The organism is Campylobacter hepaticus (genome assembly GCF_001687475.2).
GTDB lineage: Bacteria > Campylobacterota > Campylobacteria > Campylobacterales > Campylobacteraceae > Campylobacter_D > Campylobacter_D hepaticus.
In genome coordinates this window covers 1486325-1512941 of the sequence record NZ_CP031611.1, presented here as the reverse complement: position 1 = coordinate 1512941, position 26617 = coordinate 1486325, and the positions used below count along the sequence as shown (strand labels likewise).

The following is a 26617-nucleotide window of genomic DNA, read 5'->3' as shown; positions in this document are numbered from 1 at the left end:
AGATTTTAAATAAGAAAATTTTAATTTTTTATAAATTTATTTTTAAAGCTTGCTGCATAGCATTTTTTATCATTTCTCTTTTATTTTTAATATCAAAAAAAAGTTCAAAAGCAAAAACACCTTGCCACAAAAGCATATCTAAACCGTCCTTACTTTTTAAATTATGCTTTTTACATAATTTAAAAAAAGGAGTTTCTTTGCCATAAATAACCTCAAAAGCAAATTTAGACCTAGATAAAAGTTCTTCTAAAAGTTCCTTATTGCAAGGCAAACTCTCATCTTGAAGTCCTGCAGAGGTTGCATTAATAATTAAATCAAAATTAAATTCTTGCAAATTTTCATAAAGATAAGTTTGATAAATTTTAAAATCTTTAAATCTTGCCTCACTACGATTAGCAATACAAACTTTAACACCTTTTTCTTTTAAGGCATAAGCAAGAGATAAAGCAGTACCGCCAGCACCCAAAATTAAAGCTTTTTCAATATCACCAAATTCTCGAAGAAGTTCTAAAAAACCTAAAAAATCAGTATTAAAAGCATAAATTTTCTTATCTTTAATACATAAAGTATTAGCTGAACCTATATTTTGAGCAAAACTATCCTTAATATCAGCAATTTCTAAAGCTTTTTCTTTAAAAGGTAAAGTAATATTCGCCCCACTAAGTTTCAAAGCTAAAATTTTATCCTTTAAAGAATCAGCATTACTTAGATGATAACGGGTATAAATACCATCAAGCTTAAAGTTTTGAATGGCATAATTATGCATTCTAGGTGATTGAGAATGCATAATAGGATTGCCTATAACAGCTAAAAATTTCATTTTAAAGTAAAAGAAAAAGCATCTTTAGTAATATCTTTGCGAATTTTAGCTAATTCATTAGCAATATTTGCTTTTTCAAAAGGGCCTATTAATACCTTAGTAATTTCTTTACCGCCAAGTGTAGTTTTATAAAGTTTATATTCATAACCCTTTTGCTTAACAAGGGCAAGTTCTTTAGATTTTTGGTCAAGATTACTTACAGAAAAAATCTGAACATAAATACCAGATGCTAAACCATTTGGATGTATGGGCTTAGCATTAACATTTTTAAATAAATCATTTGCATTTTGTTCTTTTGGCTTTACAAAATCTTTTTCTTTTTTAATCTTTATTTGTTTTACTTCCTGTTTAGCTGTATCAGCTTCAGCGATTTGTTTTGTTGCAACAGGTTTTTGTTCTTGTTCTGGCATAATAGAGTGAAGATTATTGCTCGAATTAGCTTCATTCTCGCTAGCATTTTGCTCATCTTGAAATTGTTTTCTTAATGCTTCAAACTGATCTTCAGCTATATTATTATCAGTTATTGGCATATTTTCAAAAGAATTATCATCATGATTTTCTTGAGTTGTAATAGGCTCGCTTGGTAAAATACTTTGATTTTGCAACTTTTCATCTGAACTACTGTTTACAAGTTTCATAATAATCATAACAACTAAAAATAAAATTACTAAAGCAACAATACGCAAAAGAATTTTTTTCATTTTTTCACTTTGAGTATTTTTTTCTAAAATAATATCATCAAATTCATTTTTTTGATTTTCCATAATTCATCCTTTCTCACATATGCTTAGACCAAGAACTTCCTCGTTCTTTTTGATAAACTTCATAGGGTAATATTAAAATATTAAATTCTCTAGGCAAATCTTTACTAGGAAAAACTTTCCATTCTACTGGCATTTTACTTGCAAACATCATAGAAAGTTTAGATGCTAAAGAATAACCTTCATCTAATGCTGTATGCCCTTTATGAATATAAAGATGTAAATGTCCAGAGGTTTTAGTTTTATAAGCTGTAAAATTTATAAAACCTTCTTCTCTTAAAATCAATTGTGCACGATGATAAAATCTTTCAGCATTAAAGCCATTATAATCAAACACAATATTTTCTACCTTATTATCACGCGTTATTAAATCATGAGCAACAACAATTTTTTTAGCAGCATGCTCTTTCATAATATTTAAATTTAAAGGAGCATCAATCCTTTCGAATTTATCAAAAAATAAACGACCCCTATGCGTAAGTTTATTTACAATTTTATCACGTCTTATATAATAATGATCGCTAATTATTTTAATTAACGACATATCCATTGGTGAAATCAAAACATAGCCCTTTCATAAATGATAAAATTACTAGCAAGTTTTTTAAGTTCTTGTTTAATATTTTCTTGTAATTTTACATTATTAATATCATCTAAAATATCTGCGATATAATTGGAAACAATTTCCATTTCTTTTTCTTTAAAACCTCTTGCTGTAAGTGCTGGAGTTCCTAATCTTAATCCACTTGTCACAAAAGGACTTCTAATCTCACCTGGAACAGTATTTTTATTTGCAGTAATACCTGCATTTCCTAAAGCCAAATCTGCATCTTTTCCACTAAATTCACGATCTAAAAAACTCATTAAAACAAGATGATTATCTGTTCCATCGCTTACAAGTTTAAAACCTCTTTGTTTTAACACATTAGCTAAAACTTGAGCATTAGTTTTAATTTGTCTAGCATAAACTTTCCATTCAGCACTAAGATTAAATTTAAAACCCACTGCTTTAGCGGCAATTATATGCATTAATGGTCCACCTTGAATACCTGGAAAGATAGCAGAATTAATTTTTTTAGCAAGTTCTTCATCATTACTCATAATAATACCACCTCTTGGACCACGTAAAGTTTTATGAGTTGTTGAACTTACAACATGAGCATATGGAAATGGATCTGGATGCTCTTGTGCTACTACAAGCCCAGCAATATGAGCTATATCAGCAAACAAATAAGCACCCACCTCATCAGCAATTTCTCTAAATTTAGCAAAATCAATCACTCTAGCATAGGCACTTGCACCACAAACAATCAGTTTTGGTTTTTCTTTTTTTGCAATTTCTCTTACTTTTTCATAATCAATTCTTCCATCAAGCTCCACACCATAAAAACAACTTTGATATATTTTACCTGAAGAACTTACTTTAGCACCATGAGTTAAATGTCCACCATGGCTTAAATTCATTCCTAAAATCTTATCACCTGGATTAATTAAAGCTGTATAAACACCTTGGTTTGCCTGAGATCCTGAATTAGGTTGAACATTAGCAAATTGACAATTAAAAAGTTTTTTACATCTTTGTATAGCCAAATTCTCTATCTCATCTACGAATTCACAACCCCCATAATATCTTTTACCTGGATAACCCTCAGCATATTTATTTGTTAAAATACTTCCCATAACTTCCATTACTTCAGGCAAGGTAAAATTTTCACTTGCTATCATTTCAAGTCCCTCACACTGGCGTTGAAGTTCTTTATTGGTTAAATCAAAGATTTCTTTATCAAAAATTTCTATACTCATTTTATTTCTCCTTATATTTCTGATTTTAATGGGCGCATTGCAGGAAATAAAATCACATCACGAATTGATTTTTTATTAGTTAAAAGCATGACCAATCTATCTATACCTATACCCTGCCCTGCTGTTGGAGGCATTCCATATCCTAATGCATTAACAAAATCTTCATCCATTTCACAAGCTTCTTCATCACCTGCATTTTTGGCCTCAATTTGCTTTAAAAATCTTTGATATTGTTCTAGGGGATCATTAAGTTCATTAAAACCATTAGCTAATTCTCTTCCACAAACAAATAACTCAAATCTTTCAGCAATTTGTGAATCTTTATCACTACATCTTGATAAAGGACTAATAGCAACAGGAAAATCAATAATAAAAGTAGGGTTAATTAATTTTTTCTCAACATAATTATCAAAAAGTTCAGCTTGCAAATATCCTAACTCAAGTTTCTCGTTTGCTTCAAAACCATCCAATGATAATTTAGCAAGAATTTTTTCTTTATTTTCTATTAATTCTCTATCTAAACCGCCATATTTGCAAAGCGCATCTTTATAAGTAATTCTTTCAAAAGGTTTAGAAAAATCTATCATTTCTCCATCAAATTCTATGATTTTACCTAAATTTAATTTCTCTAAAAGTAAAGCAAAAAGTTCTTCAGTTAAATCCATTAAATCTTTATAATTATGATAAGCCCAATAAAATTCTATAGTAGTAAATTCAGGATTATGCGTTAAATCCATACCTTCATTTCTAAAACAACGATTGATTTCAAAAACTGCATCAAATCCCCCTACAATTAGTCTTTTAAGATAAAGCTCTGGTGCTATTCTTAAAAATCTTTGCACCCCTAAAGAATTATGGAAGGTAACAAAAGGTTTAGCATTTGCCCCACCGGCAATAGGATGCATCATGGGAGTTTCCACTTCTAAAAAACCTTTATTTTCAAAAAAATGGCGTATTATACTTACCACTTTAGAACGCACCAAAAAATCTTTTCTTACCTCTGCATTCATAATCATATCGACATAACGTTTACGATATCTTTGTTCTATATCCGTTAATCCATGATATTTTTCAGGCAAAGGGACAATAGCTTTTGTAGCAAGTTTTATTTCATTTGCATGTAAGCTAAATTCTCCTGTTTTAGTTACAAAAGGAAAACCCTTTACTAAAACAATATCACCCACTTCTAAATTCTTTTTTAAAATTGTATAAATTTCTTCACCTATACTATCTTTACTAAAATAAATTTGTAAATTTGAATTTTCATCTTCAATATTCGCAAAAATAGATTTTCCAGCTATACGTAAAAGCTTTAAACGTCCTGCAACTATGGCATTTACATTTTCATCTCTTTTTGATACACTTTCTAAGATATAAGAAAATTTTTCATGAAAATTTTTTAAAGACATTTCTTTTTTTAAAAAATGGGGATAAGGATTTATTCCTACTTTTCGTAACTCTTTAGCTTTTTCTATTCTTTGTTGTTCTAGAATATTATCAAACATTTATATTTTTACCTTAACTTTTTGTTGATTATTACATTCCCCACAAACACCATAAAGTTGCATCAAGTGTCCTGTAAGCTTAAAACCATGCTCTTTAGCAATTAAAGCTTGTTGCCGCTCTATAATAGGATTTTCAAATTCTACAATTTTACCACAATTTTTACATATCATATGATCATGATGGGGTTTATTTGCAAGTTCATATTTTTTACCTGCTGAACCAAAAGAAATAGAGCTTACCATTTCTGCTTCTTCAAGTAAATTTAAAGTACGATATACTGTTGCAATTCCTACATTCAAACCAGGCTCAACTTGTTTAATTTCCATATATAAACTTTCTGGAGTATAATGGTTTTCACTATGATAAAGAGTTTTTAAAAGTGCTTCTCTTTGTTTAGTATATTTAAGCCCACCTTGTCTTAAAATCTTCTTAAATCTTTCTAATAAAACATCATATTCTATATTTTCAATTAACATATCAATCCTTTTTTGTATTTAAATCATTTGTAATATTTTGAAACTTTTGACTGGCATATTCTAAGCCATTTTCAGTTAAAGGTTGATTCATGATAAAAGATCCAGTTATTTTAAGTAAATTTAAAGTATAGCTATTTTTGGCAAAGTCATTTAATTTTTCATTTAAAAAATCAATTTTTGCTACACAAAAAATTAAAATAGCAAAAATTAAAAATATTTTCATTCCGCCAAATATAAAACCACCCATACGATCTAAAAAACCTAAACCACTTAATTTAATTAATTTAGAAAGTAAATTACCAAATAACAAACAAACAATCCAAAAAACAATTAATATAATCAAAAATGCAGCAAATTGAGCTAAACTTTCATTTTCTATCTTATAAAAAGTATTTTGTATAAATTGTGCCATTTGGGGAGCATATTTTGAAGCAATAAAAATACCGCCTATAATACCTAAAAGACCAAAAATCTCTTTTATCAAACCATTTATAATGCCTTTAAGACCCAAAAGCAAAGTAAAGCCTAAAATCAAAGCATCAAACCAATAAAAATTCATTACTAAAAGTCACTTTCTGATTTTTATTCCAAATTATTCTACAAATATGCCCTAAATACTCAGTTAATCATTCTATAATTTTAGGAACAATAAAAAAATGCTCTTGTGTCTGCGGAGCACAATTTAAAATTTGATCAATGACTTGATTAGCTTTTATTTTATCAGTTCTTAAAGGGGTTTCACCTTTAATAGCATTGATTGCAACTTCTTGAGAATTTAAATCTAATTCATTTAAATTCTCTACAAAACTAACAATTTCATTTAATTCTAAGACAATTTCTTCTCTATTTTCTATTATCTGCAGAGCACTTAATTTTTCAAGTCTACTTAATAATTTTTCGTCTATTTGCATTTCTTAAGCCTTGCTAAAAAGTTAAAATTTTAAAAATTATATCATAAAAAGCTTTAACTTATTTAGGATATTTTGCAATTTATATGATACAATAATATTATATTTTTTTATAAATAATTTCTAAGGATAAAATTTGGGATTAAAAGATAATTTAAAAGCTATCAAAAATGAATTAAATACAGAAGAACAATTTATAGAAAATTTTATTAAAGGCGAAAGATTTATACGTAAATATAAATTTTATATTCTTAGCGTCTTAATTATTTTAATTATTGGAATACTAGCTAATTTTATAAATTCAAAAATACATGATTATAACATAAAAAAAAGCAATGAAATCTATGCCAACTTATTAAATAAACCTAATGATCAAAACCTTTTAGAACAACTTAAAGATAAAAATATTAATCTTTATGCTATATTTTTAATGACACAAAATAATAGCGATTTAAACCACACCATTATCCAAAATAAATTAAAACAAGTTTACAATGATACTCAAACTAATACTTTACTTAAAAATATTATAGCACTATCCTTAGACAATCAATCAATATTTTTAAAAAATTACGATAAGTTATTGCAAGCTTACAAATTTTTACAAGAAAACAAAATCGAAGAAGCTAATATTTTACTTTCTCAAATAAAAGATAACTCAAATTTAAATCAAATAGCTAAAAATCTTAAACATTATCAAGGTATAACACAATGAAAAATATATTTTTAACTCTATTTTGTTTAATATTTTTATATGCTTGTGGCACAAAAAGACAATATTTTCAACCTGAATATATAAGCGCAAATTTAAAACATAATAGTAATTTAAAAAGTAAAATTATTGATTGGAATTTAGAATCAGCAAAACTCAATAACAACACTGCAATTTTAAAAAATAATATTCCTATAAATGATTTTAAAATTCCTAAAAATTATATGCTTTTAACGTATCAAGATGGAGAATATGTTGTAGCAGATAATGATGGTAATTTAAAAATATTTGATAATTCATATCATGAAATTTATACCTTTAAATTTGATGCTAGCGTTATAAGTATATCCCTTAACGGAGATGATTTAGCTCTTGTACTTGCAAATAATACTATAATTCTTGCTAATCGTTCATTAGGTATTAAATTTAGTCAAACTTTAACTTCAGCACCTGCTCAAGATAGTCGCGCAGCCAATCCAATATTTTTCGATGATATTATCGTATATCCTACTTTAGATGGTAAAATTTTACTCCTTTCAAAAACTAAACTTCAAATTATCAAAGATGTAGTCATTTCAGCTGAAAATTTCTTTAACAATGTCATTTATTTGAATGTTATTGAAGATAAACTCATAGCAGCAACAGCCAAAAAAATCATTCTTGTAAGTCCCGCTAAAACCCTTTATCTTGATGCTAACATTAAAGATATTGCTCTAAACAATAGTAATATTTTTATATTAGAAAAAGACGGCAATATTATTAAAACAGATTATCAACTAAAAAAAATTACTCAAAAAAAATTTGAATTTGCTATTTTTATAAAAAGTACTGTATATAATAATTTTTTATATATTTTTGAAAAAACAGGTTTTCTTATTCAAAGTGATTTAAATTTAGAAAACATACAAATATTTAAACTTTCAGAAGCCGTAGATAAAATGTCTTTTATGGGAAATGATAAATTTTATTATGAAGATAAAATTTTAGATTTATTAAGATGACAATTATACGAATAATAAAATTATAAAAAATTTATAAGGTTTAAGGGTATTAAATAAAATAGAATTTTATTCCTCTATTATAAAAATAAAGATATGATCTTTATTTTTATTAAGAAAAAACAAAAAATTATGAAATAAAAATAATTTAGTTTTAAATTATATTAAGATATAACCAAATAAAACCAAAAAATCTTTTTTAAATAAAAATTATTTAAAAAAGATTGAATCAATAAAAAGGATTTAATTTTTATGCTACTCTGCGATATTGGAAATTCAAATGCTAGTTTCTTAGATGATAATAAATATTTTACTCTTAATATAGAACAATTTATAGAATTTAAAAATGAACAAAAAATTTTTTATATTAATGTCAATGAACACCTTAAAGACCACTTAATAAAACAAAAAAATTTTATTAATCTTGAACCTTATTTTTTATTTGATACCATTTACCAAAATTTAGGAATTGATCGTATTGCAGCTTGCTATACTGTTGAAGATGGAGTTGTTGTAGATGCAGGTAGTGCTATTACTATTGATATTATTTCTAATTTTATACATTTAGGTGGCTTTATTTTACCAGGTATTGCGAATTATAAAAAAATTTACAGTCATATTTCACCACGATTAAAAAGCGAATTTAATACCCAAGTTAGTCTTGATGCTTTTCCACAAAAAACTATGGATGCTTTAAGTTATGGAGTTTTTAAAAGTATTTATTTACTTATTAAAGATGCAGCTCAAAACAAAAAACTATATTTTACTGGCGGAGATGGACAATTTTTAGCAAATTATTTTAACCATGCAATTTATGATAAACTTCTTATTTTTAGAGGGATGAAGAAAGTTTTAAAAGAAAATCCTAATCTATTGTATTAAAAATGTTACAAAAATTCTCATTAATATTTATTGCCAATAAAATTTAACTTTTTTGTAAAATAAATTAAATTAAACTTCTACTTAGGATAAATTTTATTCAAACAAAAAACAAGGAAGAATAATGAAGCAACAAGAATTTGATGTGCTTGTCATTGGAGCTGGAATTTCTGGAGCAGCCGTATTTTATGAGCTTGCAAGATATACAAATATTAAAAATATTGCATTAATAGAAAAATATAATGCTCCTGCAACATTAAATTCTAAAGGAACTAGCAATTCTCAAACAATTCATTGTGGAGATATTGAAACTAATTACACTCTAGAAAAAGCTAAAAAAGTTAAAAAAACAGCTGATATGATAATCAAATATGGACTCATGCAAAATGCACAAAACAATTTCATGTTTTCGCATCAAAAAATGGCTTTAGCTGTTGGAGATTTAGAATGTGATTATATGAAAAAACGCTATGAAGAATTTAAAGATCTTTATCCTTATATCAAATTTTTCAACAAGGAAAAAATCAGACAAATCGAACCTAAAGTAGCCTTAGGTGAAGACGGTATTAATAATAGAAGTGAAAATATATGTGCTATGGGAGTTGAAGAAGGTGAAGTTTTTACAACTGTAGATTTTGGAAAAATGAGTATAAACCTCATAGAACAAGGTCAAAAACAAAATAAAAATACTTTTGTTGCTTTCAATCAAGAAATTACGCATATAGAAAAAAAAGATAGTATATTTGTTTTAAAAACATCAAACCACCAAGAATATCATGCTAAAAGTGTTATAGTTAATGCCGGAGCACATTCTTTATACCTAGCGCATAAAATGAATTTAGGTATGAATAAATCTTGTTGGCCGGTTGCTGGAAGTTTTTACTTAACGAAAAAAAAACTTTTAAATGGGAAAGTTTATATGGTACAAAATCCTAAACTCCCATTTGCAGCCCTTCATGGTGATCCTGACTTACTTGCTAATATGAATACTCGTTTTGGACCTACTGCACTTGTCATTCCACAATTAGAACGTTATCATGGTTTAAAATCAGTGCCAGAATTTTTCGAGGCACTGAAATTAGATAAAACTGTTTTACAAGTAACTTTTAATATGTTCAAAGATCGAACAATTAGAAATTATATTTTTTACAATTATCTTTTTGAATTACCTTTAATAAATAAAATTTTATTTGTTAAAGATGCTAAAAAAATAGTTCCAAGTCTCAAAACAAAAGATATCTATTATGCAAAAGGCTTTGGCGGAGTAAGACCACAAGTTATTGATAAAAGCAAGAAAGAATTAATGCTAGGTGAAGCAAGTATTACAGAAATTCCTGGTATTATTTTTAATATGACTCCAAGTCCAGGTGCTACCAGTTGTCTAGGAAATGCCCAAAGAGATGCAAAATTAATATGTGATTATTTAGGAATGCAATTTCATGAAGATCAATTTAATTGCGAGTTATTATAATTTTTTGCATTTATTTTATAATAATTTTCAAAGGAATTACTATGCTTAAAAAAACAAAAATTGTAGCCACAGTTGGTCCAGCAAGTGAAAAAGAAGAAGTGATACGCCAAATGATCATTAATGGAGTTAATGTTTTCCGTTTAAATTTTTCTCATGGAACACATCAATATCACAAAAATAACCTTAACACTATAAGAAAAGTAGCTAAAGAATTGCACATTCGTATTGGTATTTTGCAAGATATTAGCGGACCTAAAATTCGTACAGGTGAACTTAAAGAACCTTTTGAACTAAAAAAAGGAGACAAGCTTGACTTTTACCATAAAACAATTTTGGGTGAAAAAATAACTCAAAATCACTATAAAATTAGCATCAATCAAAGTTCTGTTTTAAATATGCTAAAAATTGACGAATACATTTATCTTTGCGATGGTTCCATTCGAGCTAAAGTAACAAGCATAAATAATGAAAAAATCGAAACTATTATAGAAAATGATGGTTTTTTAAATTCAAATAAAGGTATTAATTTTCCAAATACTAAAATTAATATTGATGTTATTACCCAAAAAGATAAAAATGATTTACTTTGGGGTATAGAAAATGATGTAGATTTTTTAGCTATATCTTTTGTACAAAATGCACACGACATTGATGAAGTACGTCAAATTTTAACTCAAAATAATGCCAAAATATCTATTTTTGCTAAAATTGAAAAATTTGATGCAGTAGAAAATATTGACGATATTATTAAATCTAGTGATGGCATAATGGTTGCACGTGGAGATTTAGGCATTGAAGTTCCTTATTATAAAGTTCCAAATATTCAAAAAGAAATTATTCGTAAAGCTAACAATGCATCCAAACCTGTCATTACCGCAACTCAAATGCTTTTTTCACTTACTAAAAGCAAAACTGCTACAAGAGCTGAAATTTCAGATGTAGCAAATGCTGTTTTAGATGGCACAGATGCTGTTATGTTAAGTGAAGAAAGTGCCATTGGCATAGATCCTGCTAATGCTGTTGATATTATGTATCAAACCATAATAGAAGCTGAAAAATACTATCCTTATAATAAATTTAATGATTTTAATAATACAGATAATACAGATAAAATTATGCACTCTTCAGCCCATCTTGCGACAGATTTAAACGCTAATGCTATTTTTTCTCTTACAAGTAGTGGAAAATCAGCAATCAAAATTGCAAGATATCGTCCAAATATAGAAATTATAGCTGTTGCACATTCTGAAAAAACTTTAAATTCTTTAAGCATAGTTTGGGGTGTTAATCCTGCAATTTTAGTAAACAAAAGTAATGATCTTACAGAATTATTAAAAGATTCTGTAAGATCAGGTATTGAAAAAGGTTTTATAGATCAAAATAAATGCTATCTTTTAACCGCAGGTTTTCCAACAGGAGTAGAGGGTACAAGCAATCTCATTCGTATTCTTGATAAAGAACAAATTAATTATTATTTGCAATAAATTTCTCAAAAAAGGAATTTAATACTTATTCAATATTTAAAATATAAACCGATATAAAAGTATAAACTCGCAAAAAGGAATAATTATGCAAGTAAATACTTTTTTACATCATACCACAACAGGACAAAATTTTATTGATGATAAAACAAAAGGCAATAAAGGTAAAATTCCATTTGAAAATTTAAGTACAGTTGATGCGAAACATATCACTAATTCTTATTTAATTGAATTTCAACAACAAACAATGAAAATTGTAACAAATATAAGCAATGTACAAAATGGAATTTATCATCTTGCAAATGATTTTAATTTAGATACTGTAAAATCAATACTTGCTGATATCGATTTTGCATCTTTAAATTATGATGGTAAAAATCCACTTGATATGGATATTAATGAACTTGAAGAACTAATTAGCGAAGAAGGTTTTTTTGGAATAAAAAATACAGCCAATCGTATCGCTGACTTTGTTATTCAAAATAGTGGAAATGATATTGAAAAATTAAAAAAAGGTCTTGAAGGTATAAAACAAGGATTTAGCGAAGCAGAAAAAATGTGGGGTGGAGCACTTCCTAAAATTAGTCAAGATACTATCACCATGACGCTTGAAAAAGTTAATGCTCGTATAGACGAATTAAGCACACTAGATCTTAAAGTCTAAACCAAAACACTTCAATAATTAAAACATTTTTAATTATTGTTAATATCAAAACTAAAAAACTCACTCTTAAATTCATTAGGTAAAGTTTTATATTGAGATATTGCCGCTTGATAATTTTTAGCTTCATGATAAAGCATACCAAGAGCTGCTTTACTTTCTTTATTATTTTTATTTGTGAGTTTAGAAAGCTGTAAAAGTGCTATTGCTGAATTAGGATTATTTGCTCCTACAGCCGCAACAGCAGCTAAAAATAAAGTCTTAGTGTCTTTTGCACCATAATCATCAATCAAAGAATTATAAAGAGCATAAGCTTCCTCATATTGTTTAGCAAAAATATCTAAATAAGCCAAAGTTTGAAGTATACTTTCATCTTTTACCTTAGAAGTATGAATTATTTTTTTCAACTTTTGTCTTTCTAAATTTAAAAGCCCTACAACATGCATTAAATTGATATAAAATTCCCTAGCAATACTAGGACCACCAAATACACTACGATAATCAAGTTTTAAATTTTGGAAATGAATTTGGGCATTTTGCGCATATTCTTTAATATTTAAATTAGAATTTAAAGAATTAAAATACAAGATATTTGATAAAATATCTTCAGGTAATTCCGCTTGCAACTTAGCAATTTTAACGTCTACTTGATTATTAAGATTATTATTTTTAGCAATAATGGCTTCAAAAATTAAACTCAAAGGTGTATCTTGTTTTGATTCATCTAAATAAGGAAGCATAGAAATATAATTATCATTGACCAAAAATAACATACTTTTTTGCATATTGGCTTTAAAATTAGAATCAGCACTCATATTATCAAGAATCTCATTGTAAAGTTTAGTTGTATTCATATCAATTAATTTCGCACAAAACATAGCAAAAGCACCCGCTAAATAATTTTTAGGATTAAGATGATATGAACTTGAAAAATGTTTATAAGCAAGTTCATAATTTTGCATTTGTGCATAAGTTAAAGCTAAATTATAATGCAAAATACTATGCTCTGGATAATCTTTAATTAATTTCTGAAATTCTTGATTAGCAAGACGTAATTTTTGATTCAAAGCATAATTAATAACACTAGCAATTTTGACATTAGTAGAAGCAAGTGCCTTACTAGCATCAAGATAAGCTCCAGCATCAATGCTATCATCTACAAAATCTGCAATATTAGCCTTTTTAATATATAAAGCAGCTTGTTTACTGTCAAAAACTTGATAAGGAGCGAAATAAAAAAGTAAATCAAATTGATTTTTTTGTTTTTTCAATAAATCTTTTGAAAAAGAATTTTGCGCAATGTTTATATCAAAAAGATTTTTATTTAAATGAACTTGAATTTTATAAATATCTAAAATTTTATACCTATCTTTATCATTACGATAAGCATTTTGCAAACGTGTCAACATATCTTGATAATAACCTGTTTTAATATCAAGTAAACTTAAAGCTGCCAAACTCTGATTAAAATCTCTTTCAATTTTCATTGCTGTTTTTAAAGCAGCTTTGGCTTTAACATATTCTCCTATTCTTGCATATAATAAACCCAAAGATAAACTTGATTCAAAGCTACCTTGAGAATTTAATTGATTAATAGCCTTAGTATCAAAATACATTTTTGCATAAATTTTAGCAGATAAGTACTTTGCTACATCTGAATAAGGCTCTGTATTAATTATTTGAAACATTTGCAAAGCTTCAGGATAATACCCTTTATAATAATTAATTAAACTTAAATAGTAATCATAAAGTTTTGACTTACCTTCTTTAGAAAGATATACCTCAGCTAAATCTATATAATATCTAAATTTCTCTTTATCATTAAATTTTAAAGCACAAACTGCTGCATTAATAGCCGAAACGCTTTGATTTTCTCCATTAGCTATAGCCTTTTTAAAACTTTCAAAAGCCTCTTTAAATTTATTCTCATTCATTTGAGAAACACCTAAATTATAATTAGATAAAGACTCATTATAAACAGCAACTTGTTCATAAACTTTTAAGGCTTGTTCAATTTCACCTTTTAAATACAAAGTATTTGCCTTTTGTATCATACTATCAATTTTTTGCATATCATTATATTTATAAGATTCATCTGGTACAATTACAGGTTGCTCTATAAGCTTAGAAGCTATAATATCTGGTTTAATTTTTCCTTCATTAAAAGTTAAATAAAACAATGTAAAAACTAAAACACAAATTATTCCTAAAGATAAAGCAACAAGAGACATAAATTTACGATCTTTATACCACATTATTGGTATATTCTCTTGAGCTTTTTCAACACTTAAATTATCTTCAGGAGCACTTTCTCTTGTAAAATTAAAACCACTATCACTATTTTCTTGGGATAGTTCTTCTGGCAAAGATTTAAACTCTTCATCTTGTGGTGCTTGACCCTCTTGACCTTGAAATTCTTCTAAACTTTCATCGAATCTTTCTTTGTTTAAACTATCTTCTGATTCTTTTAATATAATATCTTCTTGTTCTGCCATTTATACTCTTAAAAATATTTTTTTAAAACATCAGGAATATGAATTCTTCCCTCTTTATCTTGATAATTTTCTATAATTGCCACCAAAGTCCTGCCCACTGCTAAAGAAGATCCATTAAGAGTATGAACTAATTCATTTTTTCCTTTATCATTTTTATAACGAATTTTAGCACGTCTTGCTTGAAAATCACGACAATTTGAAATCGAGCTAATCTCACGATATTTATTTTGTCCAGGAAGCCATACCTCAAGATCTACAGTTTTTGCTGCACTAAAACCCAAATCACCTGTACAAAGCATTAAATGTCTATGTGCCAAACCCAAAGAGCTTAATAAATCACTCGCACATTCAAGCATTTGTTCAAAAACCTCATCACTTTGTTCAGGTTTAGTAATACTTACAAGTTCTACTTTTTCAAATTGATGTTGACGAATGATACCTCTTGTATCACGCCCTGCACTTCCTGCTTCTTTTCTAAAACAAGCACTATAACAAGTCATTTTTATTGGCAAACTCTCACTACTTAAAATCTCACCACTATAAAGATTAGTCACAGGAATTTCAGAAGTTGAAATTAAATACAAATCCTCATCTTTTATCCTATACATATCGTCTTTAAATTTAGGCAATTGTCCCGTTCCAAACATAGTATTTTCATTGACTAAAAAAGGCACATTTACCAATTCAAAACCACGACTTCTATTAAAATCTATCATATAATTTATCAAAGCACGGTTTAACAAAGCGCCTTCATTTTTAAGTACACAAAAACGACTTTGAGAAATTTTAACCCCACGTACAAAATCAAGCCAATTTAATTTCTCTCCTAACTCAAAATGTTCTTTTGGAGTAAAATCAAATTCTATCGGTATTAATACTTTTTTAAGTTCTACATTTTCATTTTCATCTTCTCCCACAGGCACCGCATCATCAGGGATATTAGGAATAGCATAAACAATAGTCTCAAGTTCCTTTTCTAAAACATTAACCTTTTGACTTTGCTCATTGATTTTTATTTTATTTTTATTTAATTGTTCTTTTAAATTTTCTTTATCTTTCACACTGTTTAATTCTTTACTAAATTTATTTTGAAAAGCTTGCAATTGCTCTAAGCTTGTTTTTTCTTTTTTTAAACTAATAAAAAGCTCAGCAAGTTTTTTTAAGATCTCTTCATCTATTTTTTTATTTTTTAATTTTTGAGCCACCTCATTAAAATTATTTTGTAATTTTTTTAAATCTAGCATATTTTACTTCCTAAAATCCGATTTTTTCATAAATTTTTTGCATTTTCTCTTTAGCAATTTTTCTTGCCTTTTGTGCACCAAAATCTAAAATTTCTTTTAAATGAGAAGGTTTTTGTAAAAACTCATTATATTTTTGCCTAGCTTCTTTAAAATATGCACTTAAAACTTCATTTAAATACATCTTAAAATGTCCATAACCCTCACCACCTTTTTCATAACGAGCTTGCAATTTTTTTTGCTCTTTATCATTCAAAAATAATTTTATAATTTTAAAAACATTACAATTTTCATAATCTTTAGAATCTTTTAAAGGAGTACTATCTGTAACTATAGAAGTAATTTGTTTTTTTAAAGTTTTTTCATCAGTAAAAATATCTATAGTATTTTGATAAGATTTACTCATTTTAACACCATCTGTTCCCACCACTACTGCAACTTTCTCATCAACTCTAGGTTCAGGTAAAACAAAAATTTCACCCCACTCATTATTAACTTTTAAAGCTATATCACGAGCAATTTCTAAATGTTGAATCTGATCTTTTCCTACAGGAATAATCTTTGCATCAAACAATAAAATATCAGCTGCCATTAATACAGGATAAGAAAAAAGTCCATGGGATGCACTCAGTCCTTTAGCCACTTTATCTTTATAACTATGAGCACGTTCTAATAAACCCATAGGAGTAAATTGCGATAAAATCCAATAAAGCTCTATAACTTCTTTTACATCACTTTGCAACCAAAATACACTTTTTTGAGGATCAATACCAAGACTCAAGAAAGCTGCAGCAGCTTTTAAAGAATTTTGTTTTAATTCTTCTCCATTTTGTAAGGAAGTCATAGCATGATAATTTGCAATAAATATAAACATTTCATTAAAATCTTGAGCATCTACTATTTGTTTAATCGCACCAAAATAATTACCTATATGCAAATCTCCACTTGGTTGAAGCCCTGTTAATACTCTCATTTTACCACCTTTTTAATCTCACTTAAAAGTTTATCTACATTTTTATTTTCTATATCAAGAATAAAATGTGCTTTTTTTTCATATTTATTTAAACGTTCATTATATAATTTTTTTGCTTTAATTTCATCATAAAATAAAGGTCTTTTAAAAATTTCATTATCATCTAAATTCTTTTTTAAATATTCAAAACTTGCCTTTAAATAAATACAAAAACCCATATTTTCTAAATTTGAAACATGAATAAAACCCCCTCCAGTTGCAATACAAGCTTTATTACAATGTATAAAAAAATTAGCCATTTTTTGTTCTTCTTCTCTAAAAAATTGTTCGCCTTTTTTTTCAAAAATAGTATTAATTTTTTGATTAAATTTTTGTTCTATTAAAACATCGCTATCTAAAAAAACAAGATCTAAATCCTCAGCTAAAGCTCTAGCTAAAGTGCTTTTTCCACAACCCATAAAACCTATAAAAATGATATTTTTAAATCTCATCATTTTCCTTATTCCCCTTCTTACGCGAAGCAATTACTAAAGGAACTCCTTTTAAATCAAATTCTTTTCTAATTTGATTTTGCAAATAACGTTTGTAGCTAAAATGTAAAGCCTTAGGACGGTTCATAATAAGAGCAATTTTAGGTGGAGCTAAGTCATACTGAACTGCATAATAAATTTTTACTAATTTACCGCAATCATGAGGCAAAGGATGTAATTTTAAAGCATTTTGTACTGAAATATTAAGTTTTGAAGTAGGAATTTTTTGTATGAAATTCTCAAAAACTTTTAAAATTTGATCAAGTAAAACATGCACTCTTTTTCCGCTTAAAGCTGAAACACTAACCACAGGTGCATAAGCAAGAAATTTAAAACGATCAAGATGCAATTCTTTAATTGTTTGATTAAAATCTCTTTCACTTATATCCCACTTATTTAAAACTATAATTACGCCTAAATAATGCTTAGCCATAAGTCCTGCAATACGTTCATCAAGTTCATTAAAACCTTCTTGAGCATCTAATACTAAAAGTGCAATTTGCGAATTTTGTAGAATTTTTTCAGTACGATTTAAAGCAAAACGTTCAAGACCTTGAATTTTACTCCTTTTCCTAATACCTGCGGTATCAACAAATTCTATCACCTTATCTTTATACATTATGCTTTCATTAACAGGATCTATAGTTGTACCTGCTAAGGTGCTTACTACACTTCTTTCTTGTTTTACTAAGACATTTAAAAGACTTGATTTTCCAACATTAACGCGACCTATAATACCAACTCTAATATGATTTTGATCAATTGATTTAAATTCAATTTCTTCATCTTTTTGATAATTTTCTAAAAAATCTTCTAAATTTTCTTCTTCATCGGGAATTAAAAATTCTTCGTGCAAAAATTTTTCTATCCAATTATAAAGTTCATCCAAGCCTGTATTATGCACTACAGAAAGATGAAAAATTTCTTTTATACCAAAATTTGAAAATTCCCATGCTCTTTCTTCATCTTTTTTATTATCTATTTTATTAATCACCAAAGCTATAGGCTTTTGTAATTTTTTTAAAAAATAAAAAAATTGCCTATCTTCTTCATCGGGAGCTAATTTCCCATCAACCAAATAAAGAATAATATCACTTTCTTTTGCAGCTTTTAAAGTATTTTTTTTAACCGCTTTAAAAAGTTCGTTTTTATCATCAAGCCCACCGCTATCAACAAGTAAAGCTTTTTTAGAATGAAGATGAATTTCTGTTTTATTCGTATCTCTAGTTGTGCCTGAAATCTCACTTGTAATCGCAATTCTTTGCTTTGCCATTCTGTTAAAAAGACTTGATTTTCCAACATTTGGCTTACCTATGAGTATAATGCTTTGCATTTTTTTCCAATCCAAAAGTTTTAATATATGAATTATATAAGATTTGCCTTAATATTAAGCAAAAAAGATTAGAATTAACCATATTTTAATTAAGGAAAAAGATGCTAAAAATAATTAAACATAACTTAGGAATTTATTTTATGATTTTAGCTTGTTTAGATTTTGCATTTATGGGAGCTTGTGCAAAAATCTTAAGCAAAGAAATAAGCTCAATTGAAATCATGTTTTTTAGAAATATTATAGGAATTTTTTTTATTGTTTATCTTTTAAAATCTTCTAAATTTCATAAAAAAGGGGGAAATTTTTGGCTTTTAGTGTTTCGTGGAGTAGCAGGAACACTCTCACTTTATATGTTTTTTTATAATATTTCAAATATTACTTTAGGTGTGGCTTTTGCCTTTCAAAAAACCTCCCCTATTTTTATAGCCTTACTTTCTTTAATAATTTTTAAAGAAAATATTGGATTTAAAGGTTGGCTTGGGATATTACTTGCTTTTAGTGGGGTAATATTCATTATGCAACCTTGGGAAGATAATTTAATGTCTTCAAATTTCGATTTAAAAAATTCGATTATAGGTGTTGTAAGCGGATTTTTAGCTGCCTTAGCTCTTACAAGCGTTAGAGAACTTAAAAAATTTTACACCACAGAGCAAATTGCCTTTTCTTTTATTTTTTTAGGTACCTTAATGCCTCTCATTTCAATGTTAAGTGCTCAATTTTTTGATCCACAATATTTAAAATCATTACATTTAGATTTTATTCTAGCACCCTTTGTTATGCCAAGTATGACAGCTTGGCTTATTATTATCATTATGGGAACTTTAGGAACCATTTATCAAATTCATGTTACTAAAGCTTATAGCGTAGCTAAACAAGCAGGTGTTATAGCCGGAATAAGCTATCTTGATGTAGTATTTAGCATGATAGTAGGAATAATTTTAGGAGATAATTTACCAAATACTATGATTTTTTTAGGTATAATAGGAATTGTTTTTGGTGGATTAATTTTAGTTAAAAATAAAGGAAAAAAATGACAAAAATAATATTAATTGCTGGTCCTTGTGTAATAGAAAATAAAGATTTAGTTTTTAAAGTGGCTGAACAATTAAAAGATTTTAATGAAAATGAAAATATAGAATTTTATTTTAAATCAAGCTTTGATAAAGCAAATCGCACAAGCATAAATTCTTTTCGTGGACCTGGACTTGAAGAAGGACTTAAAATTTTACAAAGCATAAAAAATGAATTTGGTATGAAAATTCTTACTGATATACATGAAAGTACTCAAGCAAATCCTGTAAGCGAAGTAGCAGATGTTTTACAAATTCCTGCTTTTTTATGTCGCCAAACAGATTTACTTGTCTGTGCAGCTAAAACTAAAGCAAAAGTTAATATTAAAAAAGGACAATTTTTAAATCCAAGCGATATACAATATAGCGTTAAAAAAGTCCTTCAAACACGTGGTATAGAAAAAGAAGGTTATGAAGTTGCCAAAGAAAATGGTGTTTTTGTAGCTGAAAGAGGAGCTAGCTTTGGCTATGCTAATTTAGTCGTAGATATGCGTTCTTTAGTAATTATGCGTGAATTTGCTCCTGTAATATTTGATGCAACACATAGCGTGCAAATGCCTGGAGCTGCTGGAGGAAGCAGCGGGGGCAAAAGTGAATTTGTAGAACCTTTAGCAAGAGCAGCTGCTGCTGTAGGCGTTGATGGTTTTTTCTTTGAAACCCATGTAAATCCTTGCCAAGCCCTATGCGATGGAAGCAATATGCTTGATCCAACACGTCTTAAAAATTGCATGAAAGTATTATTAGAAATTCAAAATATCATAAAGGAAAAATAAAAATGAATATCATTGAAGGAAAACTAAACTTGCATTCAAATGCCAATATTGCCATTATTAATGCAAGATTTAATCATATCATTACAGATCGTCTAGTAGAAGGCGCTAAAGACGCCTTTTTAAGACATGGAGGCAAAGAAGAAAATTTAAGCCTTATACTTGTTCCTGGTGTTTTTGAAATTCCTTTCATCTTAAAAAAAGCTATAGAATCTCATCAATTTGATGGTATTTGCTGTGTTGGAGCTGTGATCCGTGGATCAACTCCACATTTTGATTATATTTCAGCAGAAACCACTAAAGGCGTGGCTAATGTAAGCTTAAACCACAATACTCCAGTTAGTTTTGGAATTTTAACAACTGATACTATAGAACAAGCTATAGAAAGAGCAGGTAGCAAGGTAGGTAACAAAGGTTTTGAAGCTATGATAACAGTTATTGAAATGCTTAATTTAAGCAAGGAATTTTAATGGCATCACGTCATCAAGTCCGTCAAAGTGTTGTATCTTTACTCTATGCCTTTGAATTAAATTCTGAGCATGATGCTTTTATTAATGAAATTTTAGATGAAAAAAAAATACGTAATGAACAAAAAAAATTCACCTTAAGCTTATATCATGGAATTTTAGCTAATTTAAATAATATTGATCAAACCCTTAATTCATTTCTTAATGAAAATAAAATTATAGCTTTAGGATATATAGAAAGATCAATATTAAGGCTTGGGGCCTATGAATTACTTTTTACTGATACACCTAGCGCTGTAGTTATTAATGAAGCTATAGAACTCGCCAAAGAACTTGCTAATGATAATTCTCCAAAATTTATTAATGGAGTTTTAGATACTTTGATAAAGACTAAAAAATGAAACTTTGTGTTGCACTCGATCTTGCCACTAAAAAAGATTGCTTACAACTTGCTAAAAAATTGAAAAATTTAGATCTTTGGCTTAAAGTAGGTTTAAGATTATATCTAAGAGATGGTTTTAAAATCATAAAAGAACTTAAAGAAATTGATGATTTTAAAATTTTTCTTGATCTTAAAATTCATGATATTCCCAATACTATGGCGGATGCATGTGAAGAAATTTCAAAACTCGATGTAGATATGATAAATATCCATGCAAGTGCTGGAAAAATAGCTATGCAAGAAGTTATGTCAAGACTTAACCAACTTCCAAAACGTCCCTTAGTTTTAGCTGTTTCTGCTTTAACAAGCTTTAATGAAGAAGATTTTTTTAGTATTTATAAGCAAGAAATTAAAAAAGCAGTAATTAATTTTTCAAAAATATCTTTTCAAAGTGGTCTTGATGGTATGGTGTGCTCAGTTTTTGAAAGTAAAATTATTAAAGCAAATACGCACGCTAATTTTTTAACATTAACACCTGGAATTCGTCCTTTTAAAGAAGCAAACGACGACCAAAGACGCGTTGCTGATCTAGCAATGGCAAAAAATAATTTAAGCGATTTTATAGTTATTGGAAGACCTATTTATAAAAACGATAACCCAAGAGAAATTTGTAAAAAAATTTTAGAAAACATAAAATAATATGAAATAATTAATACCCATAAATTAAATAATCTATATTCTCTTATCAATAAAATATACTATCAAAATAAATACAAAAAAACAAAATTTTTAATTAAAAAGCTTTCAACTTTTTAAAACTAAAAATCTCAAAATAAGAATTTAAAAAGCTTTAAAAATTAATTTTATATTAACGCTATTGTAGTTTAATAATAAAAATTTTTAATAAGGAAAAATTATGAATATTACTCCTGAAAATTTATATAAAAAAAGAAGGGAATTTATAAAAATGGGAGCTGGAGCTTTACTAAGCTCTACTTTATTAAGTTCTAAATTATCTGCTTTAAACTTTACAAGTGATACCAATCTTAATAAATTAGAAATCAGTGATGAAAAACTTGCTACAAATTATGTTAATTTTTATGAATTTTCAACTGATAAAAAAAGAGCTGTATCTTTGGCACAGAATTTAAAAACCCAAAATTGGAAAATAGATATTAATGGAGAAGTAGAAAAACCTTTTAGTTTAAATATGGAAGATATTTTAAAATTTTCTCTAGAAGAAAGAATTTACCGTTTACGTTGCGTTGAAACCTGGTCTATGGTGGTACCTTGGATAGGTTTTGAATTGCGTCGTTTAATTGATATGGCTAAACCTACAAATGAAGCAAAATTTATCAAATTTACCACACTTTTTGATAAAAATCAATTTCCTGATCAAAATGCTTTATTTCCAACCATAGACTATCCTTATGTAGAAGGTCTTCGTATGGATGAAGCTATGCATCCATTAACTTTATTAGCCGTAGGCATGTATAAAAAACCTTTACAACCACAAAATGGAGCTCCAATACGCCTTGTTGTACCTTGGAAATATGGTTTTAAAAGTATCAAATCTATAGTAAAAATAGAATTTGTCAAAGAACAACCAAAATCCACATGGGAATTAGCAAACCCTAGAGAATATGGATTTTATGCAAATGTAAATCCCAATGTATCTCACCCTAGATGGTCTCAAGCTAATGAAAGAGCTTTAGGAGATTTCTTTACCAAATCAACCTTATTATTTAATGGATATGAAAAAGAAGTAGGAAATTTATATGCTGGTATGGATTTAAAGGTAAATTTTTAATGCATATAATACATTTTAATATACTTGCTTTTTTAAGCTTTTTAACAAGTTTAATTTACAGCTTATATAATATTTTTCAATCTTTTGATCTAGTAAAAGAAATTTATATTTATACTGGAATTTTTGCCTTGATTTTTTTAAATTTAAGCATATTTTTTTCTTTAATCCAATTTAAAAAGACAAAAAATTATCCCAAATTATTAGGAATTTTTGCAGCATTTTGGACTATTTTGCATTTTTTAAATTATTTTATTTTTGATAGAAATGCAAAAATTTCAAGACTTCTTGATGATATCTCACACCATCTATTAGAGGCAAGTGGTTTTATTGCTTTTATTATCATCCTTTTCATGCTTGCAAGCTCTTTTAAATGGTTTACAAAAATTCAAAAAATAAGAAAATTAGGGTATTTGTGCCTAGTTTTGGCAAGCTATCATTATTTTTTAAGTCCAAAAGTTCCTATGTTTTGGGAATGGAGTGCTTTAATTCTTGGATTATTATATTTCTTATTCCATTATATAAAAATATTTAAAAAATTAAAATCCAACAATTTTACTTTTATCAAAACTAGAATTTAATTCTTTTTGTATACTTTCTAGAAAATCTCGCATACGAAAAATTCCATCTTTAGATACAGCTATTTTTAAAGCTGTATTTTTTATCACCATTAAGATTTGCGCTCCACTTAATTCATATTGAGCCAAGATATTTATATCAAAAGCCTTTTCAAATGATGCTTTTTTAGGTAAAAATTTATCCCACATCTTTAATCTATCTTTTAAATCAGGCTTTTTAAATTCTATCTTATAATCAAATCTTCTTGAAAAAGCACTATCTAAACTCTCTAAAAAATTCGTTGTAGCAATGATTACTCCGCTAAAACGTTCAATCTGTTCTAAAAATATATTTTGCATTTGATTATGCATTTTATCACTTCCACCACTACTTTCAACTCGAGCACTTAAAAACTGATCAGCTTCATTCAAAAGCAAAATGGGACTTTGTTTACAAGTTTGAACTATATTCTTATAAGTATCAAAAATTTTTCTAACATTTTGCTCGCTTTCTCCCACCCATTTACTAAGAATTTTTGAACAATCAAAACTCAAAATAGTCTTTTTCATTGATTTAGCCATAGCTAAAGCTGACATAGTTTTACCCGTTCCTGCAGGTCCATAAAAAATAATTTTTGCTTCTATATTTTTACTGCTCTTTATACCCCAAGAGTGCAATCTTTCTAAAACTTTTTTATCTTGCTGTTTTAAAATATTTTCTAAAAGTTCTTTTGTATTTTTAGGCATAATAACATCATTAATATCAGCACTAGGCTCTATAAGTTCAAATATATCTTGTTCTTTTAAAACATTTTCAATTTTAATTTTTTTACTTTGTTTAAACTCAAAATTTATAATCCTTTGCAAAATTTCATCTCTTATAAAAAAACTTTTAGAAATATCTCCAAAAGCATTTAAATATTCATCATATTCAATTAAATGTAAAAGAGAGGTATTTTCTTGTAATAGTTTTTTATTATTATGCTTTTCCAAATCATTTTCACTAACCAAAGAAAGTAAAAAATTCATTTCTCTTGATATAGAATTTTCACTATTTAAAACATATTCTTCTTTTAAAAGTGCTAAAAAAATAATTTGTTCTTTAAAATCAAGATTATATTCTTTAAAAATATCCGCTAAAATATTATAAAATTTACTTTTTTTCAATCTTTGTTTAATATGCTTTTCATAAAGCTTAATTTGATTTTTTATTTCAATATTATAAGCACTTTTTTGTACAAAACTCAATCTTTCATATAAACGAATACGTATAAATTCGTCTTTTAAATATTCTAAATAATCACTATAAGCTTCACATTTTTTAAAATCTAAATGAGGTTTTTCCTCTAAAAATTCTAAAAAATACTCACTCAAACTTAACTCACTTTGAAGTAAAGTAAGAATCAATGTTTGCGTTTTACCAGTCTCCATATTTTTAAAAAAACTTGAATTTTGATTTACAAAACCTCTTTCAATAAGTTTTTTCAAGTCTTTTAAAGCATCTAAATAAGTATATTTATCATTACCAAAAATATTTGACAATAAAGTAAAAGTATTAATAGAAGATACCGAAACAACATAATTTTTACAAAGCTCTCTTAAAATTAAAGCTTCATTTTTTGTACATTTAAGCTCTTTATAAATTTGGGTATCTTCTATATTTTTGCAACTCAAAAAGTTTTTTAATTTATCCATTATTTTTTAAATTCCTTTAGTTCACTCTCATTAAATTCTATACAAATATTTTCATCTAAAAAATGTTCCTCAAAAGGTAAATAACAAATCTTTAATTTCCCTCTATCTAGTAAAAAATTATTATTAAATTTCACATTTTGCAAATCTTCAAAGCATTCATTACAAGCATTTTGAAGTTTCATATGAAGAAGATTTTTGAAATCTTGGTTTTCAATATCATATAAATCATATAATTTTAAAAACTTATGATTATGCATATCATAAACAAAATTTTTTAATTCTAAAACTTCACGACTTATACCATCTTCGTAAAAATAATGAGTCTGTTCAAAACTTAATCTTTCATCTTTAAAAAAAATAGGTTTTTGACGAATTTGTTCAAAACTTAATATACCTTTATGAATAGGATAAAAATCTTGAAAATTATGACTAAAATTAATAAAATTATGCTTTATACGTATACTATCTTCAGATCGAATAAGCTCTAAAGAAGTTTCCCCTAAATTTTGACCTTTATATATTTTTTGATCATATATTAATATTTTAGAAGAATTAATTTTATATTTTTTTTGTTCATCTTGCCAAAAATCATTTATCTTAATAAGTGGAATTTCTAAATTCCCATTTTTATCATTGATAACTAAAAAACTAGAACTAGTTTGATTATTATCTCTATCAAAAAGAGGAATCATAGGATTATTATTATATACTATGGCGAAAATTTCTTTATTTTCTAAATCATAAAAAAACAATTCTCCTTTATAAATTTGAGCAAAAGTCAATTTTACACAACAAAAGATAAATAAAAAAAACCTCAAAAT

General features: G+C 27.1%; 27 protein-coding genes and 1 pseudogene. 13 read left to right on the top strand and 15 right to left on the bottom strand.

What is annotated here, in order from left to right:
• Positions 1-28: 28 nt before the first annotated feature.
• From A2J15_RS07525 to gatC, 8 genes are all read right to left on the bottom strand, one after another.
• Positions 29-820, bottom strand: a complete 792-nt coding sequence (locus A2J15_RS07525; protein ID WP_066778023.1) for a shikimate dehydrogenase — start codon at positions 818-820, stop codon at positions 29-31.
• On the bottom strand, positions 817-1584 hold the full coding sequence (locus tag A2J15_RS07520; protein WP_066778021.1) for an SPOR domain-containing protein: 768 nt from the start codon (positions 1582-1584) through the stop codon (positions 817-819). The genes A2J15_RS07525 and A2J15_RS07520 overlap by 4 nt, the downstream gene beginning before the upstream one ends.
• A gap of 13 nt (positions 1585-1597) precedes the next feature.
• The gene (locus A2J15_RS07515; protein ID WP_066778018.1) at positions 1598-2143 is read right to left on the bottom strand and encodes a DUF1882 domain-containing protein; all 546 of its coding nucleotides are present in this window, start codon (positions 2141-2143) and stop codon (positions 1598-1600) included.
• Positions 2140-3384, bottom strand: coding sequence for a serine hydroxymethyltransferase (locus tag A2J15_RS07510; protein WP_066778015.1), 1245 nt, complete (start codon positions 3382-3384; stop codon positions 2140-2142). The genes A2J15_RS07515 and A2J15_RS07510 overlap by 4 nt, the downstream gene beginning before the upstream one ends.
• Positions 3385-3395: 11 nt before the next feature.
• A complete protein-coding gene (gene lysS, locus A2J15_RS07505; protein ID WP_066778012.1) occupies positions 3396-4889 on the bottom strand; it encodes a lysine--tRNA ligase in 1494 nt (497 codons plus the stop codon).
• A complete protein-coding gene (locus A2J15_RS07500) occupies positions 4890-5366 on the bottom strand; it encodes a Fur family transcriptional regulator (RefSeq protein WP_066778006.1) in 477 nt (158 codons plus the stop codon).
• A 1-nt stretch (position 5367) separates the two neighbouring features.
• Positions 5368-5925 (bottom strand): CvpA family protein, encoded by a 558-nt coding sequence (locus A2J15_RS07495; RefSeq protein ID WP_066778004.1) that lies wholly within the window; start codon positions 5923-5925, stop codon positions 5368-5370.
• A 67-nt stretch (positions 5926-5992) separates the two neighbouring features.
• Positions 5993-6277 carry an Asp-tRNA(Asn)/Glu-tRNA(Gln) amidotransferase subunit GatC gene (gatC, locus tag A2J15_RS07490; RefSeq protein WP_066778002.1) on the bottom strand — a complete coding sequence of 95 codons (285 nt, stop codon included), beginning with the start codon at positions 6275-6277 and terminating at the stop codon, positions 5993-5995.
• A gap of 133 nt (positions 6278-6410) precedes the next feature.
• Between gatC and A2J15_RS07485 the strand changes: the two genes are divergently transcribed.
• From A2J15_RS07485 to A2J15_RS07460, 6 genes are all read left to right on the top strand, one after another.
• Positions 6411-6989 carry a hypothetical protein gene (locus tag A2J15_RS07485; RefSeq protein ID WP_066777999.1) on the top strand — a complete coding sequence of 193 codons (579 nt, stop codon included), beginning with the start codon at positions 6411-6413 and terminating at the stop codon, positions 6987-6989.
• Complete coding sequence (locus tag A2J15_RS07480) at positions 6986-7987, top strand: hypothetical protein (protein ID WP_066777997.1); 1002 nt, start codon at positions 6986-6988, stop codon at positions 7985-7987. The genes A2J15_RS07485 and A2J15_RS07480 overlap by 4 nt, the downstream gene beginning before the upstream one ends.
• Positions 7988-8236: 249 nt before the next feature.
• Positions 8237-8866, top strand: coding sequence for a type III pantothenate kinase (locus A2J15_RS07475; protein WP_066777995.1), 630 nt, complete (start codon positions 8237-8239; stop codon positions 8864-8866).
• Between the two features lie 121 nt (positions 8867-8987).
• Entirely contained in the window at positions 8988-10334 is a 1347-nt protein-coding gene (locus A2J15_RS07470) for an FAD-dependent oxidoreductase (protein WP_066777990.1), read from the top strand.
• A gap of 41 nt (positions 10335-10375) precedes the next feature.
• The gene (gene pyk / locus A2J15_RS07465) at positions 10376-11818 is read left to right on the top strand and encodes a pyruvate kinase (RefSeq protein WP_066777987.1); all 1443 of its coding nucleotides are present in this window, start codon (positions 10376-10378) and stop codon (positions 11816-11818) included.
• Between the two features lie 85 nt (positions 11819-11903).
• Complete coding sequence (locus tag A2J15_RS07460; RefSeq protein WP_066777985.1) at positions 11904-12479, top strand: hypothetical protein; 576 nt, start codon at positions 11904-11906, stop codon at positions 12477-12479.
• A 29-nt stretch (positions 12480-12508) separates the two neighbouring features.
• On the opposite strand, the gene pflB is transcribed toward A2J15_RS07460, so the two are convergent.
• The 5 genes from pflB to der are packed head-to-tail and all read right to left on the bottom strand — an operon-like array spanning position 12509 to position 19048.
• A complete protein-coding gene (gene pflB / locus A2J15_RS07455) occupies positions 12509-14971 on the bottom strand; it encodes a motility protein PflB (protein ID WP_066777983.1) in 2463 nt (820 codons plus the stop codon).
• A gap of 8 nt (positions 14972-14979) precedes the next feature.
• On the bottom strand, positions 14980-16215 hold the full coding sequence (gene serS / locus A2J15_RS07450) for a serine--tRNA ligase (protein WP_066777981.1): 1236 nt from the start codon (positions 16213-16215) through the stop codon (positions 14980-14982).
• 10 nt (positions 16216-16225) lie between these two features.
• Positions 16226-17185 (bottom strand): tryptophan--tRNA ligase, encoded by a 960-nt coding sequence (gene trpS, locus A2J15_RS07445; RefSeq protein ID WP_066777979.1) that lies wholly within the window; start codon positions 17183-17185, stop codon positions 16226-16228.
• A complete protein-coding gene (locus A2J15_RS07440; protein ID WP_116980512.1) occupies positions 17182-17679 on the bottom strand; it encodes a shikimate kinase in 498 nt (165 codons plus the stop codon). Before A2J15_RS07440 ends, trpS begins: the two co-directional genes overlap by 4 nt.
• The gene (gene der, locus A2J15_RS07435; RefSeq protein WP_066777976.1) at positions 17666-19048 is read right to left on the bottom strand and encodes a ribosome biogenesis GTPase Der; all 1383 of its coding nucleotides are present in this window, start codon (positions 19046-19048) and stop codon (positions 17666-17668) included. The genes A2J15_RS07440 and der overlap by 14 nt, the downstream gene beginning before the upstream one ends.
• A 101-nt stretch (positions 19049-19149) precedes the next feature.
• Between der and A2J15_RS07430 the strand changes: the two genes are divergently transcribed.
• From A2J15_RS07430 to A2J15_RS07400, 7 genes and pseudogenes are all read left to right on the top strand, one after another.
• A complete protein-coding gene (locus A2J15_RS07430; protein WP_066777973.1) occupies positions 19150-20082 on the top strand; it encodes a DMT family transporter in 933 nt (310 codons plus the stop codon).
• Positions 20079-20891 (top strand): 3-deoxy-8-phosphooctulonate synthase, encoded by an 813-nt coding sequence (kdsA, locus tag A2J15_RS07425; protein ID WP_066777970.1) that lies wholly within the window; start codon positions 20079-20081, stop codon positions 20889-20891. The genes A2J15_RS07430 and kdsA overlap by 4 nt, the downstream gene beginning before the upstream one ends.
• Positions 20892-20893: 2 nt before the next feature.
• On the top strand, positions 20894-21358 hold the full coding sequence (gene ribH / locus A2J15_RS07420; RefSeq protein WP_066777967.1) for a 6,7-dimethyl-8-ribityllumazine synthase: 465 nt from the start codon (positions 20894-20896) through the stop codon (positions 21356-21358).
• Positions 21358-21756 carry a transcription antitermination factor NusB gene (gene nusB / locus A2J15_RS07415; protein ID WP_066777965.1) on the top strand — a complete coding sequence of 133 codons (399 nt, stop codon included), beginning with the start codon at positions 21358-21360 and terminating at the stop codon, positions 21754-21756. The genes ribH and nusB overlap by 1 nt, the downstream gene beginning before the upstream one ends.
• Positions 21753-22430 (top strand): annotated as a pseudogene (gene pyrF, locus A2J15_RS07410) (orotidine-5'-phosphate decarboxylase); the annotation flags it as partial. The gene nusB and the pseudogene pyrF, both read left to right, overlap by 4 nt.
• A 223-nt stretch (positions 22431-22653) precedes the next feature.
• The gene (gene msrP, locus A2J15_RS07405; protein ID WP_066777959.1) at positions 22654-23547 is read left to right on the top strand and encodes a protein-methionine-sulfoxide reductase catalytic subunit MsrP; all 894 of its coding nucleotides are present in this window, start codon (positions 22654-22656) and stop codon (positions 23545-23547) included.
• Positions 23547-24125 carry a ferric reductase-like transmembrane domain-containing protein gene (locus tag A2J15_RS07400; protein ID WP_066777954.1) on the top strand — a complete coding sequence of 193 codons (579 nt, stop codon included), beginning with the start codon at positions 23547-23549 and terminating at the stop codon, positions 24123-24125. Before msrP ends, A2J15_RS07400 begins: the two co-directional genes overlap by 1 nt.
• Here the strand turns inward: A2J15_RS07400 and A2J15_RS07395 are convergent.
• Positions 24084-25796, bottom strand: coding sequence for an ATP-binding protein (locus A2J15_RS07395; protein WP_066777952.1), 1713 nt, complete (start codon positions 25794-25796; stop codon positions 24084-24086). The two genes, A2J15_RS07400 and A2J15_RS07395, sit on opposite strands and share 42 nt — an antisense overlap.
• Positions 25796-26614, bottom strand: coding sequence for a hypothetical protein (locus tag A2J15_RS07390; protein WP_066777949.1), 819 nt, complete (start codon positions 26612-26614; stop codon positions 25796-25798). Before A2J15_RS07390 ends, A2J15_RS07395 begins: the two co-directional genes overlap by 1 nt.
• Positions 26615-26617: the final 3 nt, after the last annotated feature.

What these genes read in the sequence shown, in the direction of transcription:
- kdsA (WP_066777970.1), top strand. Translation starts at nt 20,079, where the DNA reads ATGACAAAAATAATATTAATTGCTGGTCCTTGTGTAATAGAAAATAAA.
- der (WP_066777976.1), bottom strand. Translation starts at nt 19,048, where the DNA reads ATGCAAAGCATTATACTCATAGGTAAGCCAAATGTTGGAAAATCAAGT.
- A2J15_RS07395 (WP_066777952.1), bottom strand. Translation starts at nt 25,796, where the DNA reads ATGGATAAATTAAAAAACTTTTTGAGTTGCAAAAATATAGAAGATACC.
- A2J15_RS07520 (WP_066778021.1), bottom strand. Translation starts at nt 1,584, where the DNA reads ATGGAAAATCAAAAAAATGAATTTGATGATATTATTTTAGAAAAAAAT.
- A2J15_RS07440 (WP_116980512.1), bottom strand. Translation starts at nt 17,679, where the DNA reads ATGATGAGATTTAAAAATATCATTTTTATAGGTTTTATGGGTTGTGGA.
- A2J15_RS07500 (WP_066778006.1), bottom strand. Translation starts at nt 5,366, where the DNA reads ATGTTAATTGAAAATATAGAATATGATGTTTTATTAGAAAGATTTAAG.
- lysS (WP_066778012.1), bottom strand. Translation starts at nt 4,889, where the DNA reads ATGTTTGATAATATTCTAGAACAACAAAGAATAGAAAAAGCTAAAGAG.
- A2J15_RS07470 (WP_066777990.1), top strand. Translation starts at nt 8,988, where the DNA reads ATGAAGCAACAAGAATTTGATGTGCTTGTCATTGGAGCTGGAATTTCT.
- A2J15_RS07495 (WP_066778004.1), bottom strand. Translation starts at nt 5,925, where the DNA reads ATGAATTTTTATTGGTTTGATGCTTTGATTTTAGGCTTTACTTTGCTT.
- A2J15_RS07480 (WP_066777997.1), top strand. Translation starts at nt 6,986, where the DNA reads ATGAAAAATATATTTTTAACTCTATTTTGTTTAATATTTTTATATGCT.
- pflB (WP_066777983.1), bottom strand. Translation starts at nt 14,971, where the DNA reads ATGGCAGAACAAGAAGATATTATATTAAAAGAATCAGAAGATAGTTTA.
- A2J15_RS07510 (WP_066778015.1), bottom strand. Translation starts at nt 3,384, where the DNA reads ATGAGTATAGAAATTTTTGATAAAGAAATCTTTGATTTAACCAATAAA.
- gatC (WP_066778002.1), bottom strand. Translation starts at nt 6,277, where the DNA reads ATGCAAATAGACGAAAAATTATTAAGTAGACTTGAAAAATTAAGTGCT.
- msrP (WP_066777959.1), top strand. Translation starts at nt 22,654, where the DNA reads ATGAATATTACTCCTGAAAATTTATATAAAAAAAGAAGGGAATTTATA.
- A2J15_RS07400 (WP_066777954.1), top strand. Translation starts at nt 23,547, where the DNA reads ATGCATATAATACATTTTAATATACTTGCTTTTTTAAGCTTTTTAACA.
- A2J15_RS07475 (WP_066777995.1), top strand. Translation starts at nt 8,237, where the DNA reads ATGCTACTCTGCGATATTGGAAATTCAAATGCTAGTTTCTTAGATGAT.
- trpS (WP_066777979.1), bottom strand. Translation starts at nt 17,185, where the DNA reads ATGAGAGTATTAACAGGGCTTCAACCAAGTGGAGATTTGCATATAGGT.
- A2J15_RS07430 (WP_066777973.1), top strand. Translation starts at nt 19,150, where the DNA reads ATGCTAAAAATAATTAAACATAACTTAGGAATTTATTTTATGATTTTA.
- pyk (WP_066777987.1), top strand. Translation starts at nt 10,376, where the DNA reads ATGCTTAAAAAAACAAAAATTGTAGCCACAGTTGGTCCAGCAAGTGAA.
- A2J15_RS07525 (WP_066778023.1), bottom strand. Translation starts at nt 820, where the DNA reads ATGAAATTTTTAGCTGTTATAGGCAATCCTATTATGCATTCTCAATCA.
- A2J15_RS07460 (WP_066777985.1), top strand. Translation starts at nt 11,904, where the DNA reads ATGCAAGTAAATACTTTTTTACATCATACCACAACAGGACAAAATTTT.
- serS (WP_066777981.1), bottom strand. Translation starts at nt 16,215, where the DNA reads ATGCTAGATTTAAAAAAATTACAAAATAATTTTAATGAGGTGGCTCAA.
- nusB (WP_066777965.1), top strand. Translation starts at nt 21,358, where the DNA reads ATGGCATCACGTCATCAAGTCCGTCAAAGTGTTGTATCTTTACTCTAT.
- ribH (WP_066777967.1), top strand. Translation starts at nt 20,894, where the DNA reads ATGAATATCATTGAAGGAAAACTAAACTTGCATTCAAATGCCAATATT.